The organism is Coleofasciculus sp. A1-SPW-01 (genome assembly GCF_040217205.1).
Classification (GTDB): domain Bacteria; phylum Cyanobacteriota; class Cyanobacteriia; order Cyanobacteriales; family Coleofasciculaceae; genus Coleofasciculus; species Coleofasciculus chthonoplastes_A.
Window position 1 is genome coordinate 26501 of sequence record NZ_JAVJNP010000090.1, and the last position, 21238, is coordinate 47738.

Genomic DNA, 21238 nt, shown 5'->3' on the forward strand with positions numbered 1-21238 from the left:
TCCCTCTCCGGCTTGCTTCGCTCTTAGCCGGAGTCTCACGAGGTATACGATGAGTAAAAGCATCGCCGATTTGCGGCAAGAGTACAGCCTACAACGGTTAAATAAAACAGATGCTCATCCCAATCCATTCGAGCAATTTACCGTATGGTTTGACCAAGCGGTAGCCGCGAAGTTGCCAGAACCCAATGCGATGACTCTGGCGACGGCAACACCTGATGGGAAACCGTCGGCGCGAATGGTACTGCTTAAAGGATACGATGAGCGGGGGTTTGTCTTCTATACAAACTACAAAAGTCACAAGGGACAGCAGTTATTGGCAAATCCTTGGGGTGCGATCGCCTTTTGGTGGACTCAGCTAGAACGACAAGTGCGGATTGAGGGACAGATTGAGCAGGTGTCGGCTGAGGAGTCAGATGCTTATTTTCATAGCCGTCCCCAAGACTCTCAACTGGGGGCTTGGGCATCTGAGCAAAGTCAGGTGATTGACAGCCGCGAGGTACTGGAGCAACGATTACAACAGCTTAAAAAAGAGTATGAGACTAAAACCATACCCCGTCCACCTCACTGGGGAGGATTTCGATTAATTCCTGTCGCCATGGAGTTTTGGCAGGGGCGTCCAAGTCGGTTACATGATCGGTTGCTCTATCAACGTACAGAAGAGGGTGGCTGGATGATACAACGTTTATCTCCGTAGCAGGGAACAGAGAACAGGTAATTCATAATTCATTATTTAAAATTTATAAGTCATCAGCTATTGCCGATCGCCAAAATCAAGGTTATCTTAGAAGGACTATGACGCCAGAACTTGATGTTGATTTTTCAGCACCAATACGAATACTAATTGTTAAAACTAAACCAGTGGGGTGCATCATTAGATTAAATTTATTCCCATTGGGTAGAAAATAGAAATGTTGACAGCAAAAGTTAGTCAAAAACTGACTTTACTATTGAGCTTACCAATAGTTTTAGCCGCTTGTAGTCCGGCTCAAAATGAGTCTGCTCAAAGCAATACCGTGACCATTATGGGAGTTGGTACAGGCAAGGGTGAGGAGGAACTTAAAAAAGCCCTAGCACCATTTACTGAAGAAACAGGAATTAAGGTAGTTTACGAAGGCACGAGTGAGTTTGCTACTCTATTACCCGTGCGGGTTGATTCAGGGAATGCGCCAGATATTGCCATGTTTCCCCAACCGGGTTTGATGACTGACTTTGCCCGCGAAGGAAAGCTGGTGGCGATTGATTCCTTTATGGATATGACACAGCTATCTGATGCTTATGCTCAGGATTGGTTGAATTTAGCTAGCGTTGATGACCAAATCTATGGTATCTGGTATCGGGCATTTGTCAAAAGCTTAGTTTGGTATAACCCAACTGCCTTTACAGCCAAGGGCTATGAAGTTCCGACAACATGGGATGAAATGATCGCATTGTCAGACAAAATTGTAGCCGATGGTGGTGTTCCTTGGTGTATCGGTATGGAAAATGGTAGTGCTACAGGTTGGGTGGGGACAGATTGGGTAGAAGATATCATGCTGCATCAGGCTGGGGCAGAGGTTTATGATCAGTGGATTACTCATGAAATCCCCTTCAATCATCCCACCGTTAAGACAGCGTTTGAAAAATTTGGCACAATTGCCCTTAACCCTAAATATGTTCTTGGGGGTACAACGGGTGTACTAAGTACCCCATTTGGAGACTCACCGAAGGGTCTTTTTGAACAATCACCCAGTTGTTATATGCATCATCAGGGTAGCTTTATTACAGCGTTTTTTCCGGATAATGTGGTGATGGGTAAAGATGTTGATGTTTTTCCCTTTCCCACTATTAATCAAGACATTGATGCTCCTGTATTGGTCTCAGGAGAAATCGTTGCCATGTTTAATGATACTCCAGAAGCGCGAAAGTTAATGGAATATTTAGCAACATCAAAGCCTCATGAAATCTTGGCAGGTATTGGTGGTTATCTCTCTCCGCATCAACAAGTGAGTTTAGAGGCGTATCCGGATGAGGTAACGAAACGACAAGTTGAGATTTTATCTAATGCAAAAGTTGTGCGCTTTGACGGTTCAGATATGATGCCAGGAGCAGTGGGAACGGGTACGTTTTGGACAGGTATTGTAGATTATGTGGGTGGAGAAGAGGTGGATAGTGTTTTGAATAGGATTGAGGAGAGTTGGTCAGATAGATAATCTAAGTAAGTAGGGACAATATAACCCACATTCCGCACGTCAAGTTGTAGTATGCAAAGTAGTACAAAAATCCCAAAAGGCGTAATCATTACGTAGTACATTATGAAGTGCGGAATGTGGGATTAGGTATTAGGTATTAGGTATTAGGCGTTAAACTCTAGAACACCAGTCTAGTAATCGAAATCGATGGGAGTATTCCGGAAAAACGGTAACATATAAGATACCAAATATCCCAAGCATCGGGGAGATCCGTGGAGCATGGTGGTATTGGGTGCTAGCCTAAAACTAATCCCTAAAGGAAAACCGCAATAAATCACCATGGTTCGCCTTTCAACTCAATCAGATCCACCGCTTTCACCTCGGCAAACCTTACCGACGATGTATGATTTACCGAGTGATAACCCGGAGGAACCTGGATTGCCAGACGAGTTTCATTTTTTCCAACCCTTATTGTTGCTTCTGACGTTTCAACCAGCTAACTGGAATCTGGAGTTGGTATTTTCTGCTTGTGATTTGAATCTTTACTATAGTGTTACCCATCCTCAGTGGTACAAACGTCCAGATTGGTTTGGTGTGGTAGGTGTACCTCGGTTGTATGAAGGGCGGGATTTACGATTAAGTTACGTGGTTTGGCAAGAAGAGGTGAATCCCTTTGTCGTTGTGGAATTATTATCGCCCGGTACACAAGAGGAAGATTTAGGTAGAACGGTGCAAACACCAGGAAATCCGCCAACAAAGTGGCAAGTTTACGAGCAGATTTTGCGGATTCCTTACTCAATTGTGTTTAGTCGTTATACCAATGAAGTGCAGGGGTTTCATTTAGTCGGGGGTCATTATGAACCGATGAATCTGATTGATAATCGGTTATTGATGCCGGAATTAGAGTTAAGTTTAGGATTATGGCAGGGGAGTTTTCGGGGAATTAATCGTCTGTGGTTGCGGTGGATGACGATTGAGGGTGAGTTAATTTTAACGCCAGAGGAGGAAGCTGTAGAGGCACAGGAAAGGGCGGTTACGGCACAGGAAAGGGCGGTTACGGCACAGGAAAGGGCGGTTACGGCACAAGAAAGGGCAGAACGATTGGCGGCACGATTGCGGGAATTAGGGGTTGATCCCGATGAGTTGGAATAGGTGCTAGGTTTGTAGTTGCCCTGTCTTCGCCCTTACTAAGGTACTGCATCAGACCGGAAATTATATTTTTTTATTTATACCTGATTACCTAAATCTGCCGTAGATAACGGGGGTGAGCGGGTGTTCCCCAACACACCTGTTGAGCCGGAATATTACTAAAAACACTACTGCGGGTGCCAATAACGGCATTCGCTCCAATTTGGACACCAGGAGCAATAAAGCAATCCGTCGCAATCCAAACTCCATTCCCAACACTAATTCCCGCCGTTTTTAGACTAAAAGCCGCATCTTGAATATCATGACTTCCGGTGCAAAGATAGCTTTTTTGAGAAATCACACAATGACATCCGATGTGAATCTGCTCTAAGCTGTACAACACCACATCATCCCCAATCCAGCTATAGTCCCCAATTTCTACCTTCCAAGGATAGGTAAAGCGAGCGGTTGGACGGATGAGTACGCCTCGACCAATTTTTGCACCAAATAACCTCAGGATAAAGCAGCGAAAGCCATTAAAATTATGTGGACTTATCGGAAAAGCAACAGCTTGCACCAACCACCAGAGTAAAATGAACCAGCTTGGACGCCCCCGGTCAAAATTGGACTGGTCATAATTTCGCAAATCAACTAACGGGGTGTCATCCAAAACAGGAGGTTCGGTGAAATCTGGAACGTTGGTGTCTAAGTCTCGGCTCATAGATAAGCTGTTCGGCATTTAAACCTTAATATCAATAATGGCAAAAATTTTATTTTTTTAGCGCTTTGGCTAATCAATTATTATTTTTTTCATTGTCAAATCAATAAAATTCCCTTTTTCCTCTTTCCTTTGACCAAATTTTAATCAGCAATCTGAACAATGTAACAGCCGATTAGGAATTGGGAGAAACCACAGAAGTAGCCGGAGATTTCGCAGATGATACGGTTGATGTTTCCGCCTCTGGATTGAGATGACCGCCAAATTTGCGTAATTCGTAGAGTTTGACACCAATTTGATATTCGTATTGACTCAACAAGCGTCCGTAAATATAACCTGCTTTACCATCCAGAAAGCCAAATCGGATAAAGTAAAAGATAATAAATCGCAAGGTTGGTTTAAAGGGTAGCCACACCCAAACCTTTCTCAAAAAACGCTTACGCTGTACCGCATCCCCAAATAAATTAGCACCAATCGTACCTGATTCATCATGACCCGTGAGCATATTAAGGTAGACCCGGGCTTCCCAGTTAGAATAGCGATTGTGTCGTGCCAACCAATGGTAGATATCTCGGAAGTCTATATGATCCATATCTGCTTTGAGATAACCAACTAACCCTTGCAGGATAACGTGTTCGTGAACTTCATTATCTCCTGTATTGGGAATTCCTTCAGTTCCCAGATTTTCATAGCGACCTTTTTGATGTTTAAACAAGCGCAGATTCCAGTCTGGATATTTTCCCCCATGGCGAATCCACTTGCCTAAGAAATAAACGCGGCGATTGATATAGTACCCTTCATAGTTGGGATTTTTAATCGCCGTAGCAATTTCATCCCAAAGCGCTGGGGGAATGCGTTCATCGCAATCCACAATCAGCACCCATTCATTACGAAAGGGCAGATTTTCCAAACTCCAGTTTTTCTTTTTGGGCCAATGCCCATTGAAATAAAATTGCACGACTTTCGCACCCGTTTTTTCGGCAATTTCGATAGAGCGATCGCTACTTTGGGAATCCACTATAAATACTTCATCGGCTCTAGCCACACTAGCCAGACAAGCCGGAAGATTAGCTTCTTCGTTTTTTGCCGGAATTAGAACCGAAACGGGAACTTTAGAATCAAGACTAGTCATACTTTAAAAAGATTGAATCGGTGAGAACGGGAACGGTTTACTTGTATTTTGAACGCTGATCATGAATAGGATTCAAAATGTGTTCGAGTTGGGGCAGGCGGAACTGTGATCAATAGCGCCAATCGTAGCATTCCCTCGATTCCTGGAGAGGATTATGAAATTTTGTCACTTTGACCATACCATTTCTACTGGTTAAACAAACGTTTGGCTAGATGCTCCAATTCATAGTTTAGCGTTTTGATCGTTTCTCTTCTGGTGGGATAGGCTACAGTACCATTCTCAATTAAAGAATTTGAACGGGATAAGGGATGGGAAACAGACACATAAGTGCGATTACGTTCCATCAATGTTATAACTTCCTAACTCACTAACCTGCCAACTTTCGGTTGAATGTTCAATCATTACCGAGGTGCGCGTGCAATACCGCTAGGGTTTCTGCAAGCTGACTTAGGCGCGTTTCCAGATCATCTTTTCGACTCAGCAGTTGTCGTAGCTTCTGATAACGTGCGATCGCTAAACTGACACTAGGCACTTGATCCGCTGGACAGGTACGCACCCAAAACTGACCATCTGCATCTAATCCACAAAGGCGATAACCTGCACGGGGGGATTCACAGGTAACATTCTCATCGCCCTGGGATTGATGCCACGGTTGGGTTACATAGTCCATGAGTCGATCCACCTCAGCACGACGTACTCCTGAGTGATCCGCTTCCGGTTGACGAGCATGAGATTCTAACCACCCCTCAACGATTGGTCCATCCATATAAATATCTTGAATTTGGCGGACTATAGTGTGCAGTTGTTTCTGCCAACCCGAGACAATATCTTCAATTTCTTTGAGCAGATTCATTGCCAAGGCGGGATTGGCGCTATGGCGATGTTCACTGAAGCTAGCGGATTTGAGTTTCGGCAGTGTTGGGGTTTTATCTTGCTGCTTTTGAGCCGGGAATGGCGTCACACTAATCGAGAATGAAGGTTCTTTCCCTTTGGCGGAGTCGCTAGACTGATCCCCAGTTGAGTCCACTGGGGACGCCACAGCCGTGGATGGGGTTTGGTCATCCTGAGCTAATTGAGATAGAGTGCTTTCGATCCGTTGCAGTTCTGGTTTCATCGTTTCTGATGTCACTGGGCAAAAATCACGCTTCTTGCAGCAGATGAAGTCCCTAGGGTTTAGTTTTGGGACATTGCCACCTACCTATTCAATTTTGACCCAATCTGGCAAGAGATTCGGCAAATCGCTAATTTTTGATCTTTGTCGATTAAACTTGATCACGGCAGATGAAAGCGATCGCGGGAACCATACTATCGATGGGTCAGCTTATCCTGGTCACGGGTCCAGCCCGTTCTGGAAAAAGTGAATGGGCAGAACAATTAGCCGATAAGACAGATAAGCAGGTTGTTTATGTGGCAACGGCACAGGTTGATCCCAATGATTTAGAGTGGGTTGCCCGGATTGAGAAGCATCAACAGAGACGCCCTGCCGAGTGGACGTTGGTGTGGACGCCGATAGATTTAGTCGAGACGATTCTGGAGTGGGATCAACCGGATTATTGTCTGTTAATTGACTCCTTGGGAACCTGGGTGGCGAATTGCCTAGATCAAGAGGATGGGATTTGGCAGGATACCACAGACACCCTCTGGCGAACTGTTAACCAAAGCTCCGCCACCATCATTCTGGTTGCTGAAGAAACGGGTTGGGGTGTGGTTCCGGCTTATCCCCTAGGCAGAACTTTTCGCGATCGCCTCGGTCAAGTCGTGCGTCAGTTCGGTATGATTGCCAATCCCGTGTATTTGGTTACGGGTGGTCATGTGCTTAATCTCAGCACCCTGGGATCACCGCTATCGCGGGAATCGCTACCATAGAAATACAGACGGTAACAATAAAGCAGCTTTTGCTGCTGAGGTCTTATATATTCTATGGCATCTGAACAACAAGTCAAACGCTACCTAGCCTATTGGTTTCAGGTTGGCAAAACAATTGTCGTCCACAATGGTGAAAAGGTGCTGCAACCACAGCGAATCATTGCTGGCGATCGCTACAGTCAAGAGTTTGAGGAACTCTGGCAATATCTGCTTTCCCCCGAAAGCGGAGATTGTTATCTCACCGGAACTAGCCAGACGATTTCTGAGTTGTTGACATCCAAGTGGGATCTTGAACCCTGTTCCCGCTGCGATATGCCTGTTCCTATGTTCAACGTGGGATTACCGCCAGAGTCTTGCGCCTGTAGCGATTTATCCAATTGGCCCAATACGGATTTACCCAAACCGCGAGAACCGATCAATAATCAGAATCGCTTGAGGGCGATTCACCACCGCCTGCGTCAGGGTGAGAATCCAGATGGTAGTGATCGAGAGGCTTCTCCCGATCCCAAAAATCAGACCAGAGAATCTCCTCACCCCCCAGAATCGTTAAATCAGCAAGATTATCTGCGGTTGGTGCGCGATCGCACCTCTTGTCTCAGGAAACCTTTGTCAGCATCACCTGAGAATTCCTTGGCATCTGGTAACCAGAAATCCGCGACCGATTAATAATTTCTCAATAAAACTTAACGCTGTTGTCTGGGGTAACTCTTCCGGACTGGATTGGAACCGGAAGTTATTTTAAGTAGAACTTACACCCCAGTGCAGCGTGTTTCTATATTATCTGGTTGAGAGTAAAACGTCTTCACCCAAAGGTGACGGAGAAGTCCATTCTGGTCTGACATGTTTTTTTGGCTACTCCGTCGCTGTCAGTATAGACGGGCGATCGGCTTTGAGCAGAATCAGGCAGACCCTTGTATGTCCCACCTGGAGAGCAGAGCGAGACATCCACCTAGGTGGGGCGATGAATTTAAACTGTTTTGCCGACTCTAGGTTGAAGGTATCCAACAAGACATAACCTAAACCGAGCCAACATCCTAGCTGGAGCAGTTTTCCGGCTGATGGATCATCATGTTCGCAAAGTTTTGCAAACGATGTCTTTGTTAGCCCTTTCACGCCCTGAAAAGAGTGGATAGGATATCTATCCCGATCGAGTCGCCTGTTTAGGTGTAAGGTCTGTTAAATCGATTGAACCTGAGCTGATTATGAAGTTCTCCGCTATGCGAAATATAGGAATTGCTGCAGGCGGAACTTTTTTATGGGTTATATTATTCATTAAAGCTCAGACTATCAATTTTAGTCAACACCATCAGTATCTGTCAAACTTACACCAACTCCAGGAAACTGACGCAACTTTAAATACAGATATCTTGCAGGCTCAACAGGAGTCGTTCAATGATCCTGAAACTATTCTTAATGATTTAAGTCAGATTGACGACTTACACCATAACTTAGAAGATATACCTGATTTTGTTAATAGAGAGTATTATCCAGAACTTAAGTCAGCCTTACAACAGAATCGCTCACTTTTTCAAGATAAGCAGGTTTTAATCGAAGAATTGATTGAACAAGAAACTATTCTCAATCAATCTTTAAAATTCCTGCCTAATACGATTCAAAAATTATCGAGTCAAGCCGCAACGGAACCAGACGCTGATCAGTTAATCAATCAGTTGAATACTCTGTTGAATGATGTTTTAATTTATACCCTATCTCCTAGTGATGAATTAATTATCAAAATCCAGAGACAAATGGCAGCAATTCGGCAACGTGTCGATGTATTGACAGCATCGTCTACCCTGAGTCTTTCTGAACTCGATGCCGCCCTAATCTATGCCGAAATTATTGTGACCCATGAATCTCAGGTGGATAGTCTGGTGCTGCAAATTCTGGAATTACCCACGGAGCAACAAAGTGAACAGATCCTGGACATTTATCAGCATTCTTATCAAGTATTTCTCAGGAAAACTAAAATTTATCGAATTTTATTTTATGTCGTTTCTGGTTTGATAGCGGCAACCTTATTTATTGTGCTTATCGCCAAAACTCAACAGCTAACCAAAAATCTGCAAAAATGCGAAGAAAAATATCGGATTAGTTTTGATGATTCCGTAGAAGGAATTTTTAAAATTACTCCAAGTGGACGTTTTTTAACGGCAAATAACACATTGGCAACGATTTATGGGTATGCTTCTGCTGAAGAACTGTGTAACAATTTAATTAATCTTAATCGTCAGCTTTACGTTCAGCCAAACCGTCACGATGAATTAATCCGCGTTCTGGAGAAATATGGATCAGTTTCGGATTTTGAATCGCAAGTGTACCGGAAAAATGGCACAAAAATCTGGATTGAGGAGAAGGCAAGAGCTGTCCGCGATAAACACGGTAATTTTATTTACTATGAAGGAACCGTAGAAGATATTACGGTACGTAAAGCATGGCAAGAAGCACTGCACTATGAACAAGAGCAAGGCGAACGCCTACTGCTAAATATTTTACCCAAAGTAATTGCTCAACGCTTGAAACAACTCGAAAGTACAATCGCAGATAATTTTGAGGAAGTCACAGTTTTGTTTGCCGATATTGTTGGCTTTACCGAATTATCGGCTCGCTTCCCCCCTGCCCAAGTTGTTGAATTACTTAACCGAATTTTTTCGGCGTTTGATGAATTGAGTGATTATTATGGATTAGAGAAAATTAAAACAATTGGGGATGCCTATATGGTGGTAGGGGGACTCCCCACTCCTCGCCCCGATCATGCTGAAGCTACGGCGAATATGGCGCTAGATATGCAACAGGTAATTACCAAATTTAATAACCAGAATAATCAAACCTTAAGTATTCGGATTGGGATCAATACCGGACCCGTTGTTGCTGGAGTCATTGGCATCAAAAAGTTTAGTTATGATTTGTGGGGAGATACGGTTAATATCGCTTCACGCATGGAATCCCAAGGGCTTCCTGATAAAATTCAGGTTACTGAGTTTACGTATAAAAAGTTGCAGGATAACTATCTGTTTGAGGAACGAGGCACTATTCAGGTTAAAGGAAAAGGGAAGATGACAACTTATTTTCTTAAGGGGAAGATTCACTAGCCTCAAATCCTTACTGTTCCCCGTTCCCGGTTCACCAACTTTGAGTATATTTACTTAAGTATATCTACTGGCTTAACATAGAACGGATCAACAATCACCGAGAATCATCATCAGTTGCCGATCAGAGCTAAAGATGGCAATAGGAGTGATAAGCTATCTCTATAGAAAAAATTGATCATTATTGCTTTTTCTTAATAAACTAAAAAAAGAACATCTAAGTGGATTGAAATTATAGGGGAAGAACGATGCCAAGAAATCGGGGAAATTCAAAAATGCCGTTAAATCACAAAGACACAGCGGCGTTAGATAAAATCTTTTCAGGATTAGATGGTGAGTTCGTTAATCAAATAGAAACGATTAGTTCTTACTATGCTGTAGCACCCTTAGATCGTTGGGAAGAGAAAGGATGGGTGCGCGGTGGCTGCTTATCGGGTTGTCACAACTCTAAAGTTTGAAGTCCCTTGAAGGTAGAATGTAGGGTTAAAGGCATAAACTCAGTAACAGCACGCCTGCTAACTTAAAGTTCCTAAGATAAAATTTGGGAAAGAGTGCGATGCTAAGGAGCGCATCTTAATCATTTTACTCCTCCCATGCATGATTAACCAGGTTCTCTACGTTTGGCTACGACAGGTGCAAGGCTTACTGGAAACCAGTCTGACATTAATCAGTGAAAACAAGGATATTTTCATCGTCATCCTTGGCGTTGGAATTGTACCTCTAACTGTGCGTTTATTCTGGTGGATGCTCCAGCAACGTCGCCAGCGGCAAATTCTTCCTGACACTTTTCCTTTTGATGTCATAAAACCACAAAGTAAGGTATTGCCAGCTATTCTCGGTGGTGATACGAATGATCCGCTAGCTGATTACAAAATCCCATATCAGGAGCGAATTTCTGGGCGTAGCATTCACGACGAATTGAAACAAAAGCTGGACGAATCGCGCTGGGTTTTGATTCTCGCACCGACTGGAATCGGGAAAACACGGGAAGCGGCAAATTTAGCACAGAGACTGAATACCGAAGGCTGGACAATTCTTCACCTGAAGCGGGGTGAATGGTTGGATGCACTCCCTAGATTTCCAGAGGATAAGATTGGTACGGATAGGAAATTGCTGTTTTTCCTTGATGACTTGAACAGCAAAATTTACGGTGGGCGCATTGAGCAATCCCCAAAAGCCGATGAGCCATTACAACGGTTAAATGTGCCACTACAAGAACGATTAATTCGAGCAATCGAATTTTATGAAAAATCTTGCCGTAAAGAGGATATTCGGGTTATTGCCACGGCTCGTAATGAAAAGGAACGAGAATTTACGGATGAACCAAGTGAGTGGGAAAAATTGGAATTTGATAAATATCCAGCGCTGTGGAAACGCTTTGCTATCTATGAATTAACAGAACCCGAAGAATCAGCTATTATTAGCGTTTTGAGAGAGGCTGTTTCCCAGGCAAAGATTGAAGCAAACCCTGATGATTATGCCTGTCTCGCCCAGAGAAATGACCATACTTTTAGAAATATTGTCGAGAATCTTCGCAGCGCGAAAAATAATCGCCAGTCTTTGACAAGAGATACCTTCCGCGACACACTGAAAGGAACTTGGGAAAAACGGTATCAAGAGGTAGTTAAGAAATATCCTATTGCTCCCTACATTTACGATGCAGTGGAATTGCTGGAGATGGTGGGCATTTCGCTTTACCCCTTTACTGTAAAGCCGACAGCCCTGCTGATTGCAGATGGAAATTTGCTACAGCGCTTACAGCATTGGAGGAAAATTCGCCATGCTTGGAACTATCTGATAAGTAAAGAACATATTCTCGAACCGCGTGATGGACAAATTGAAGCGAAGGGCAGGCGTGTGGAATCGATACAATATATTTCACCTTTGTCTAGCCTTGTCTTACAACTGGCTACTAAACACTCCAAAAAAATGCTAGTTTCAAGTCTTATTTTTGGTTTTAATGCTATAAAATTAGGATACTCTAAAGAAGGTATTATTAGCATAAATAAAACTCTTGAAACAACCCAGAAGCTATGCAAATCTAACTTTGGTAAAGAATATGTGCTGGAGAACTTAGAAGGCTATGCTTATTTGGGTAAGGGTTATGCACTGCACAAGTTGGGAAACCTCAAAGAAGCGATCACTAACTACGATAAAGGTCTTGAATTAAAACCGAATAACTATGAAGCTTGGAGCAATCGGGGTAGTGCGCTACGAGATTTAGGACACAATAAAGAAGCAATTATTAGCCACGACAAAGCTATACAAATCAAATCTAACTACTACCAAGCTTGGCATAATAGAGGTATTGCGCTGTTGAACTTGAGACTTCTGGAGGAAGCAATCGTCAGCTTTGATAAGGCTATACAAATAAAGCCGGACTTCCACGAAGCCTGGAATAACCGGGGCGTTGTATTGTTGAAGTTGAGACTTCTGGAGGAAGCAATCGTCAGCTTTGATAAGGCTATACAAATAAAGCCAGACTTCCACGAAGCCTGGAATAACCGAGGTGATGCGCTGTTAAACTTGAGACGTCTAGATGAATCTCTCGCCTGCTTTGATAAAGCTCTGGAATTAAAACCAGACTCCTGGGAAGCGTTGAACAACAGGGGAACTGTACTGCTAAAGTTGAAAAACTTAGATAAAGCACTCACTTGTTTCAATAAAGCCATACAAATCCAACCCAATCTCCACCAAGCCTGGAATAATCGTAGCATTGTGTTACGGAAATTAGGACAGTTCAAGGAAGCTATTACTAGCTGTAACAAGGCTCTGGAAATCCAGCCTACCTATTACGAAGCCTCGTACAATAAAGGAATTGCACTAGCGATGTCAGGATACCTCAAACAAGCTATTATATCCTTTGATAAAGCCACACAAATAAAACAGGATTTCCATGATAACTGGTACATCAGAGGTCTTGCGTTTTATGATTTGGGACGGTTGGAAGAAGCGATCACTAGCTTTGAAGAAGCTACAAAAATTAAACCGAATAATGCCGATAATTTTTATAGCAAAGCTTGCTGTTATGCGTTGCAAAATAAAATTGACCTAGCCGTTGAAAGCTTGAAACAAGCCATTAAGCTGAATCCTGAAGAGTATCGAGAGATTGCCAAAACCGATTCAGCTTTTGATAATCTTCGAGGAGATAATCAGTTTCAGGCTTTGATTCAAGGTGACATCAATTGACTAAACCGATGAATAAGCAAGAGGATATTGCATTTTCGCAGAATTCTAGTGGGGGCGAGTTGTGTCCTCAAGTTATCAATTAATTTTATGGCATCTGTGTCTAAACCTGTCCCGACACACCCGACAACCAACTTTTAAAACAGCTTTTTAGTTAAATTTTATACAATTCACAACTATATTGACAAAAGACGCAATCTATGAGTGCATCTCTAGTCAGAATCCCGGATCAGACAATCTCCGTAAAATGACGGATGTATTTATGTAAAGCTTCTGTAATATTTATTCGTAACAGCCCCATTTAGAAATTGATTCAGGATTAAACTATGGCAAAACAGACACAAACTCGTATATACCCCAGAGTTCCGCTAACCTCAGCCGATCGCGACGCCTTAGACAAACTCTTTCAGGGCGTACAGGTTGAGGATTTGCGTCAGCTTGAGCAAATGACATCCTACTATTCCATCACTCCGCTTGAACCCTGGGAAGAACAAGGCTGGGTCATAAATAGCTCCCTATCTATCCCCAGGGAAGCGACGGCATAGTTAACGGGTAGACTGGGTGTATATAAATTACTTCTCCTTTTGGTAGAACTGATCGACTATTTCCTTCCACCAGAGAACAACTCCACAGGATTTCTCCGATAGAGTACGGTTAGGCTCACTCGCCTCTGCTGGAAAATTGTCTAATAATAAACATAAGGGTAACCTTTAATATTGGGCTTTGATTCAATCTGAAACGTTAGAACTACTCGAATGGCAACGCCTGTGCCAACATCTGGCAACCTTCGCCGCCACCAAACTAGGCGCGATCGCGTCTCGCCATCTCCATCCTCCCGCTACTTTGAAAGAAAGTCTGCATCTATTGGCGCAGACAAAAGAAGTCTATCAACTTGAATGCCAGTTAACCAGTGGCTGGACGTTTGAGGGGATTCAGGATATTGGTGATGCGCTAGAACGCGCTGAACGACAAGGGATATTATCCGGGGAAGACTTACTCGCGATCGCAACAACTCTAGCAGGTGTCCGGCGTTTACGGCGTCTCATCGACGATCAAGAGGATATCCCGGTTCTCAACCAACTCGTTGCTGATATCCGTACCTATCCGGAATTAGAACAAGAAATTCACCGTTGTATCGACGAACGCGGGGATGTCACCGATCGCGCGAGTCCGAAACTGGCAGAAATTCGACAGCACAGTAAATCCCTACGCGATCGCATCTATCAAACGCTCCAAAACATTGTACAGCGTCAAGGCGGCGCTCTCCAGCAACCCTTAATCACCCAACGGGGCGATCGCTTTGTTCTCCCGGTGAAAGCTCCCCAGAAAGACTCGGTTTCGGGTATCGTTCATGACGCTTCCAGTACGGGTGCTACGCTGTACATCGAACCTCATGCGATCGTCGGGTTGGGAAATCAACTCAAAACCTATCAACGTCGGGAACAAGCCGAAGCCGAAGCCGTGCGCCGGGTGTTAACCGAACAAGTCGCCGCCGTTAAGCTAGATCTCGAACAGGTATTAGCCGTCGCCACTCGGTTAGATTTAGCCACAGCCAAAGCCCGATATAGCCTCTGGTTACAGGCAAATCCGCCGCGCTTCATTGATCCGAATCAACGAGAATCGATTACCCTGCGCCAGCTACGACATCCCCTCCTAGTCTGGCAGCATCAGCATGAAGAAGATGCCCCAGTTGTACCCATTACCATCCAGATTCAGCCCCATATAAAAGTTGTGGCGATTACCGGTCCGAATACAGGCGGTAAAACCGTTACTTTAAAGACATTAGGGTTAGCCGCACTCATGGCAAAAGTGGGGTTATTTGTCCCCGCCAAAGAACCCGTAGAACTGCCGTGGTTTGAGCAAATTCTGGCAGATATTGGTGATGAACAGTCTTTAGAGCAAAGTTTATCTACCTTTTCCGGTCATATTCGCCGGATTAGTCGGATTTTAGAGGAATTAGAAAATTGTAGAGACGTTGCATGCAACGTCTCTACAGATGGGGAAGAAGATGATCTAGCACAACGGGAACCAGACACCCCACATCCTACATCCGCCCTAGTCTTACTGGATGAAATTGGTGCGGGAACTGATCCAGCCGAAGGAAGTGCCTTAGCGATCGCACTCCTGAACTATCTGGCGGATCATGCTCAGCTTACTGTAGCCACGACGCACTATGGTGAACTTAAGGCACTGAAATATCAAGATGAACGATTTGAAAACGCCTCGGTTGAGTTTAATGATGTCACCCTTTCCCCCACCTATCGCCTACTCTGGGGAATTCCGGGTCGATCCAATGCGTTAACGATTGCCGAACGGTTAGGATTAAAATCAGATGTGGTATCCCTTGCCCAAACCTTAGTGGGGGGTAGTTCGGAAGACGTAAACCAGGTGATTTCTGGACTCGAAGCCCAACGACGGGATCAGGAAACCAAAGCCCAAGAAGCCAACCAACTCCTCCAACAAACCGAACGTTTGCATCAAGAAGTCTCCAGTAAAGCTAAACTCTTGCAGGAGAGAGAACGGGAATTGAAACTATCCCAAGAACAGGCGGTACAAGAGGCGATCGTGCAAGCCAAAGCAGAAATTGCCCAGGTGATTCGCAAATTGCAGCAGGGACCCCAAATCGCTCAAAATGCCAAAAAAGCCACCGATGCGCTAAAGGAAATTGAGCAGCGTCACATCCCCAAACCCCCGGCTAAAGCAAAACCCGCCTTTCAACCCAAAGTGGGCGATCGCATCCGCATCCCTCGCCTGAATCAAACGGCGGAAGTCTTGACGCCTGCGGATGAAGATGGGGAACTCACCGTGCGTTTTGGCTTAATGAAGATGACGGTATCTTTAGCGGATATAGAATCCCTAGAGGGTCAAAAGGCGCATATCCCCGTCAAATCTAAACCCGCATCCACCCCAGCACCCGCCGCCGCATCGCCACCGACTCCCCCGATTCGCACCGAGAAAAATACAATTGATTTACGCGGATCGCGTGTTGCTGATGCTGAAGTCGAGTTAGAACAAGCCATTTCCAAAGCGATCGCCTCTGGGGTATTGTGGATTATTCATGGTAAAGGAACTGGAAAATTAAGGGCTGGAGTCCATGAATTCTTAGAACGCCATCCCCTGGTTGATCGGTTTGAATTAGCCAAGCAAGCCGAAGGCGGATCAGGGGTAACAGTAGCTTACCTGAAATAGCTAGATCAGATCACGATAGTATCGTATCTCTACTCAATCAATTATCCCTCAGTAGGGGTACGGCATTGCCGTACCCTATTATCACCATCGTATTGGCGTGGCACACTTAATTTGATAAATTGCCTCATACCCAAAACCTGTAGGGGCGCACAGACGTGCGCCCAATTCAATGGTCAAATCTATTTCGCCATTTTATCGCGCTTCGCGCTGGTCTAGTTATGGCTTGCTGCACAACTCCAAAACCCTTATCTATCAAGGCTTTGAGTAGCATGGACATTGGCTCATTTTCAAGAACATAAGGTAAAACCCTTTCATACCCTTGCACCGCTATCAGGGAAAATGTATCATTGCTCCCCCTGCTCCCTACCCCACCACAAGACTTATTCAGCAGACCCTAGTTACACTTTGTTTGTACAAACACTCCATCAGGACTCAGTTTCAGGTACGGGAGTTGTAAATACACGCCTAGCCACTTGCTATAACTAGATCATGTCAGTGGGTTAAAGACTCAGCCAACCTTTAATTTTTCACAGAATTTTCCCTTAACAGGGGGGTGAAACTATTGCCTATTGCCTATTGCCTCTCCCCACCACAAGACTTGTTCAGAATCCCCTAATTATTTACTCGATTTAGACCCAAAAAAATGACCCAATTATTCGATGCCTTCATCTCCTACGGACGCGCAGATAGTAAGGCATTTGCCCAACAACTGCAAGCTCGTTTAGACGAAGCCGGATTTAAAGTCTGGTTTGACTTCAATGATATACCCTTAGCCGTCGATTTCCAGAATCAAATTGATGATGGCATTGAAAAAGCCAGTCACTTCCTATTTATTATTGCCCCTCATTCCGTAAATTCGCCCTATTGTCTCAAGGAAATTGAACTCGCAATTAAGCTGAATAAACGGATTATTCCCCTGTTACACGTCATGGAAATTAGCCAGGAAACCTGGCAGCAAAGAAACCCCAATGGCACAGAATCCGAATGGGAAGCTTATCAAGCAAAGGGATTACATGAAAGCTATCAGAATATGCACCCGACAATTCGTAAACTCAACTGGGTGTATTTCCAAGACGGAATCAACGATTTTGATAAATCCTTAGCCGATTTAATTAATTTACTCCACTCCCATCAGGATTATGTAGACAAGCATACCCGGTTTTTAGTCCAAGCCCTAGAATGGGAACGAAATCAAAAACAAACCAAGTGCCTGCTTATTGGGGAAGAAAAACAGCAAGCCGAAGCTTGGCTGAGCATACGGTTTAAACACGAGCAATCGCCTTGTATCCCTACTGATTTGCATTGCGAATATATTACCGAAAGTATCAAGAATGCCAATAACTTGATGACTCAGGTGTTTATCTCCTACACCGATGAGGATAGGACAACAATGGAGACAATTCGCAATAGCTTGAGGCGGGAAAGTCTTACAGTTTGGACGAATACGACAGATATTCAAACGGGAGAAGTGTTTGAGGAGGCAATTAAGCGAGGAATTGAACAGGCAGATAATGTGGTTTATCTGCTCTCGCCTGACTCAGTAAATTCAGATTATGCTCAGCGTGAACTCGACTATGCTGTATCGCTGAATAAACGGATTATTCCTTTGTTAGTGCGAGAAACACCACCGGAACAGATACCGTTAGTGCTGCGGGATTTACAGTATATTGATCTGACAGACAATGTAAAGGAAGAAGATTATTATCTGGATGAAAGCCAACTGTTGAAGATTGTGCATCAGGATGCGGCTTACTATAACGAGCATAAAATATTACTGACTAAAGCCCTGAAGTGGAAACAGCAGCATGAGAATCCCAGCATTCTGTTGCGGGGGTATAACTTACGCAGTGCAGAAACCTGGTTGAAAGTGGCAAACAAGAGAACCCTGAATCCACCAACACCGTTAATTGAAGAGTTTATTGATGAAAGTTTACGACAACCGCCAGCTATATCTCTAGATGTATTTATTTCCTATTCCCGTACCGATGCCGATTTTGCCAGAAAACTGAATGATGAACTACAACTACAGGGGAAACGGACGTGGTTTGACCAGGAAAGTATTGCATCGGGGGCGGATTTTGCTCAGGAGATTCATGGCGGTATTAAAGCCTGTGATAATTTCTTATTTATTCTCTCCCCTCGTTCCGTGAATTCACCCTATTGTGCGGCGGAGGTGGAGTATGCGGCTTCTTTGAATAAGCGCTTTGTCACCGTGCTGCATCAGCCCGTAAATTCAGATGAACTGCATCCAGAGTTAGGGAAAGTGCAGTGGATTGATTTTAATCAGAATCAGCAAGAGTTTCAGGTCAATTTTCGACAATTAGTCAGAACCCTGGATACTGACCGAGAACATTTACACCATCATACCAAATGGTCACAACGAGCGATTGAATGGCAGGAGAAAGGAAAGAATCCTGACTTGCTGTTGCGGGGGAGTGAATTGGCAGTCGCTCAGGCATGGTTGCAGGAGACTCAAGGGCAGAAGAAACAGCCCACCGCGACGGAGTTACAGAAGGCATATATTGGCAAAAGTGGCGGGCATAAGCGTAGAAATCGGCTGGTGTTAACCGGGGCAGTTGTTGGTGTAATCGGGCTAGTGACGGCTTTTTGGTTGAGGGCGGAAAGGATTGCTACTCTGGCGAAGCTGGGGGAGAATGCGGCTCGCGCTCAGTTGTTGATGCCCATTGAGCCAGTAGAAGCACTCACTTTAGCAATTCAGGCAACTGGTAAGAGCCAATCCTGGTTATTTACACCAAAGAACGTTCTCCCTCAAGTGCAGTCTAGTTTACGGGATGCCATCGGCAATGTCAGAGAACGGAATCAGCTCAGAGGACATCAGGCTGAGGTCATCTCAGTAGCATTTAGCCCGGATGGTCAAACCATTGTCAGTGGCAGTGCTGACGGGACAATACGCCTGTGGGACACAGCAGGCAACCCCATTAGTCCACCCTTTCAAGGACATCAGGATTGGGTCACCTCAGTGGCATTTAGCCCGGATGGTCAAACCATTGTCAGTGGCAGTTTTGACAAAACAATACGCCTGTGGGACACAGCAGGCAACCCCATTGGTCAACCCTTTCAAGGACATCAGGATACGGTCACCTCAGTGGCATTTAGCCGGGATGGCAAAACCATTGTCAGTGGAAGTGTTGACCGTACAATACGCCTGTGGGACACAGCAGGCAACCCCATTGGTCAACCCTTTCAAGGACATCAGAATACGGTCTACTCAGTGGCATTTAGCCGGGATGGCAAAACCATTGTCAGTGGAAGTGTTGACGGGACAATACGCCTGTGGGACACAGCAGGCAACCCCATTGGTCAACCCTTTCGAGCACATCAGCATGGGGTCATGTCAGTGGCATTTAGCCCGGATGGCAAAACCATTGTCAGTAGCAGTTTTGACGGGACAATACGTCTGCGGGACACAGCAGGCAAACCCCTTGGTAAACCCTTTCGAGCACATCAGGCTGATGTCACCTCAGTGGCATTTAGCCCGGATGGTCAAACTATTGTCAGTGGCAGTTTTGACGGGACAATACGCCTGTGGAGCACAGCAGGCAAACCCATTGGTCAACCCTTTAAAGGACATCAGGCTGATGTCAACTCAGTGGCATTTAGCCCGGATGGCAAAACCATTGTCAGTGGCAGTGATGACAAAACAATACGCCTGTGGGACATAGAAGGCAACCCCATTGGTCAACCCTTTCAAGGACATCAGGATACGGTCACCTCAGTGGCATTTAGCCCGGATGGTCAAACCATTGTCAGTGGCAGTTTTGACGGGACAATACGCCTGTGGGACACAGCAGGCAACCCCATTGGTCAACCCTTTCAAACACATCAGGCTCAGGTCATCTCAGTGGCATTTAGCCCGGATGGTCAAACCATTGTTAGTGGCAGTAGTGACGAAACAATACGCCTGTGGCGCGGTGGCAATTGGCAGGATTGGCTCAAGGTGGCGTGCAATAATTTAATCAATCATCCCATCTTCGTCGCTCCGGAAACGCTGCTTGACGAGGAATCAGAAAAGTTTAACTGGGCTAAAAATGCTCGGAAAATCTGTCAAACCTCGGTCTGGAACCAAACGGAAAATGCCCAATTTTTGGTCAACCAAGGTCGAGCCATGGCACGAGAGGGGGATAGAGAAGGCGCTAATACTAAGTTCCAACAAGCCCAGAAATTAGCTCCCAAGATTAATATTCCCACCTCAGAACAACTTGGATGGTGGGTGGCTGAGGGTTTGGTCAACAAAGGCGAGAAGCTAGCTAAAGAGAAGAAGTTCAAAGAAGCGCTGGTTGCCTACAATAAAGCACAAAAGTTAGATCCAACCGTGGAAATTTCTGCTGAATCTTGGAATACCCTTTGTTGGGATGGGAGTCTGCACCAAGAGGCGGCTACAGTTATGGATGCTTGTGAAAAGGCTGTAGCACTTGCGCCTGAAAATGGATACTTTCGGGATAATCGTGGGCTTGCCAGGGCGCTGACGGGGGATAAACAAGGAGCGATTGAAGATTTTCAGGCATCTATAGAGTGGGCAGAGTGGGCTGATTCGGAGATTTATGAGGAGGATATAAAAAAACGGCAAGGCTGGATTGATGCCCTCAAGGCAGGGAAGAATCCTTTCACGCCGGAGGAAATTGAGAAATAGTTAAGGTAGTTACCAATCCGTATCCGAGTTAGCTACTCCCGTTATAACCCAGTCCGCGCAGGCGGACTTTGTTTGTGTAGCAGCGATTTCAATCGCCTCCTCAAAAGGGGA

Annotated in this window: 14 protein-coding genes; 11 read left to right on the plus strand and 3 right to left on the minus strand. The window is 44.8% G+C overall.

Translation table 11 applies throughout. The features are described 5' to 3' along the window. Positions 1-49 precede the first annotated feature (49 nt). The 3 genes from pdxH (at position 50) to RH949_RS13635 (ending at position 3320) form a co-directional block, all read left to right on the plus strand. Complete coding sequence (gene pdxH / locus RH949_RS13625) at positions 50-694, plus strand: pyridoxamine 5'-phosphate oxidase (protein WP_446353787.1); 645 nt, start codon at positions 50-52, stop codon at positions 692-694. A 214-nt stretch (positions 695-908) separates the two neighbouring features. Then, complete coding sequence (locus RH949_RS13630; protein ID WP_446353789.1) at positions 909-2189, plus strand: ABC transporter substrate-binding protein; 1281 nt, start codon at positions 909-911, stop codon at positions 2187-2189. Positions 2190-2507: 318 nt separating this feature from the next. After that, the gene (locus tag RH949_RS13635; RefSeq protein ID WP_006101473.1) at positions 2508-3320 is read left to right on the plus strand and encodes a Uma2 family endonuclease; all 813 of its coding nucleotides are present in this window, start codon (positions 2508-2510) and stop codon (positions 3318-3320) included. 88 nt (positions 3321-3408) lie between these two features. Here RH949_RS13635 and hpsU read toward each other — a convergent pair whose 3' ends face one another. From hpsU to RH949_RS13650, 3 genes are all read right to left on the minus strand, one after another. After that, on the minus strand, positions 3409-4017 hold the full coding sequence (hpsU, locus tag RH949_RS13640) for a hormogonium polysaccharide biosynthesis acetyltransferase HpsU (protein WP_446353946.1): 609 nt from the start codon (positions 4015-4017) through the stop codon (positions 3409-3411). A 172-nt stretch (positions 4018-4189) separates the two neighbouring features. Next, positions 4190-5146, minus strand: coding sequence for a glycosyltransferase family 2 protein (locus RH949_RS13645; protein ID WP_446353792.1), 957 nt, complete (start codon positions 5144-5146; stop codon positions 4190-4192). Between the two features lie 394 nt (positions 5147-5540). After that, positions 5541-6260 (minus strand): hypothetical protein, encoded by a 720-nt coding sequence (locus RH949_RS13650; RefSeq protein ID WP_006101385.1) that lies wholly within the window; start codon positions 6258-6260, stop codon positions 5541-5543. A 167-nt stretch (positions 6261-6427) separates the two neighbouring features. Here RH949_RS13650 and cobU point away from each other — a divergent pair, with 167 nt between their 5' ends. The 8 genes from cobU to RH949_RS13690 all read left to right on the plus strand — a co-directional run bounded on the left by cobU (position 6428) and on the right by RH949_RS13690 (position 21127). Continuing rightward, positions 6428-7012: a bifunctional adenosylcobinamide kinase/adenosylcobinamide-phosphate guanylyltransferase gene (cobU, locus tag RH949_RS13655; RefSeq protein WP_446353794.1), complete on the plus strand. Its 585-nt coding sequence runs from the start codon at positions 6428-6430 to the stop codon at positions 7010-7012. A gap of 54 nt (positions 7013-7066) precedes the next feature. Further along, a complete protein-coding gene (locus RH949_RS13660) occupies positions 7067-7678 on the plus strand; it encodes a hypothetical protein (RefSeq protein WP_006101466.1) in 612 nt (203 codons plus the stop codon). Positions 7679-8229: 551 nt separating this feature from the next. Beyond that, the gene (locus tag RH949_RS13665) at positions 8230-10104 is read left to right on the plus strand and encodes an adenylate/guanylate cyclase domain-containing protein (RefSeq protein ID WP_446353796.1); all 1875 of its coding nucleotides are present in this window, start codon (positions 8230-8232) and stop codon (positions 10102-10104) included. A gap of 272 nt (positions 10105-10376) precedes the next feature. Continuing rightward, the gene (locus tag RH949_RS13670) at positions 10377-10559 is read left to right on the plus strand and encodes a hypothetical protein (protein WP_052307484.1); all 183 of its coding nucleotides are present in this window, start codon (positions 10377-10379) and stop codon (positions 10557-10559) included. A gap of 139 nt (positions 10560-10698) precedes the next feature. Further along, the gene (locus tag RH949_RS13675; protein WP_446353799.1) at positions 10699-13290 is read left to right on the plus strand and encodes a tetratricopeptide repeat protein; all 2592 of its coding nucleotides are present in this window, start codon (positions 10699-10701) and stop codon (positions 13288-13290) included. A gap of 323 nt (positions 13291-13613) precedes the next feature. Next, positions 13614-13832: a hypothetical protein gene (locus RH949_RS13680; protein ID WP_006101415.1), complete on the plus strand. Its 219-nt coding sequence runs from the start codon at positions 13614-13616 to the stop codon at positions 13830-13832. 178 nt (positions 13833-14010) lie between these two features. Beyond that, positions 14011-16476, plus strand: a complete 2466-nt coding sequence (locus RH949_RS13685; RefSeq protein ID WP_446353801.1) for an endonuclease MutS2 — start codon at positions 14011-14013, stop codon at positions 16474-16476. Between the two features lie 643 nt (positions 16477-17119). Next, a complete protein-coding gene (locus tag RH949_RS13690) occupies positions 17120-21127 on the plus strand; it encodes a TIR domain-containing protein (RefSeq protein ID WP_446353803.1) in 4008 nt (1335 codons plus the stop codon). The last annotated feature ends 111 nt before the right edge of the window (positions 21128-21238 follow it).

Bases quoted from the DNA above. Each gene is read 5' to 3' on its own strand.
- pdxH (WP_446353787.1), top strand. From the start codon at position 50: ATGAGTAAAAGCATCGCCGATTTGCGGCAAGAGTACAGCCTACAACGG.
- RH949_RS13630 (WP_446353789.1), top strand. From the start codon at position 909: ATGTTGACAGCAAAAGTTAGTCAAAAACTGACTTTACTATTGAGCTTA.
- RH949_RS13635 (WP_006101473.1), top strand. From the start codon at position 2,508: ATGGTTCGCCTTTCAACTCAATCAGATCCACCGCTTTCACCTCGGCAA.
- hpsU (WP_446353946.1), bottom strand. From the start codon at position 4,017: ATGAGCCGAGACTTAGACACCAACGTTCCAGATTTCACCGAACCTCCT.
- RH949_RS13645 (WP_446353792.1), bottom strand. From the start codon at position 5,146: ATGACTAGTCTTGATTCTAAAGTTCCCGTTTCGGTTCTAATTCCGGCA.
- RH949_RS13650 (WP_006101385.1), bottom strand. From the start codon at position 6,260: ATGAAACCAGAACTGCAACGGATCGAAAGCACTCTATCTCAATTAGCT.
- cobU (WP_446353794.1), top strand. From the start codon at position 6,428: ATGAAAGCGATCGCGGGAACCATACTATCGATGGGTCAGCTTATCCTG.
- RH949_RS13660 (WP_006101466.1), top strand. From the start codon at position 7,067: ATGGCATCTGAACAACAAGTCAAACGCTACCTAGCCTATTGGTTTCAG.
- RH949_RS13665 (WP_446353796.1), top strand. From the start codon at position 8,230: ATGCGAAATATAGGAATTGCTGCAGGCGGAACTTTTTTATGGGTTATA.
- RH949_RS13670 (WP_052307484.1), top strand. From the start codon at position 10,377: ATGCCGTTAAATCACAAAGACACAGCGGCGTTAGATAAAATCTTTTCA.
- RH949_RS13675 (WP_446353799.1), top strand. From the start codon at position 10,699: ATGATTAACCAGGTTCTCTACGTTTGGCTACGACAGGTGCAAGGCTTA.
- RH949_RS13680 (WP_006101415.1), top strand. From the start codon at position 13,614: ATGGCAAAACAGACACAAACTCGTATATACCCCAGAGTTCCGCTAACC.
- RH949_RS13690 (WP_446353803.1), top strand. From the start codon at position 17,120: ATGACCCAATTATTCGATGCCTTCATCTCCTACGGACGCGCAGATAGT.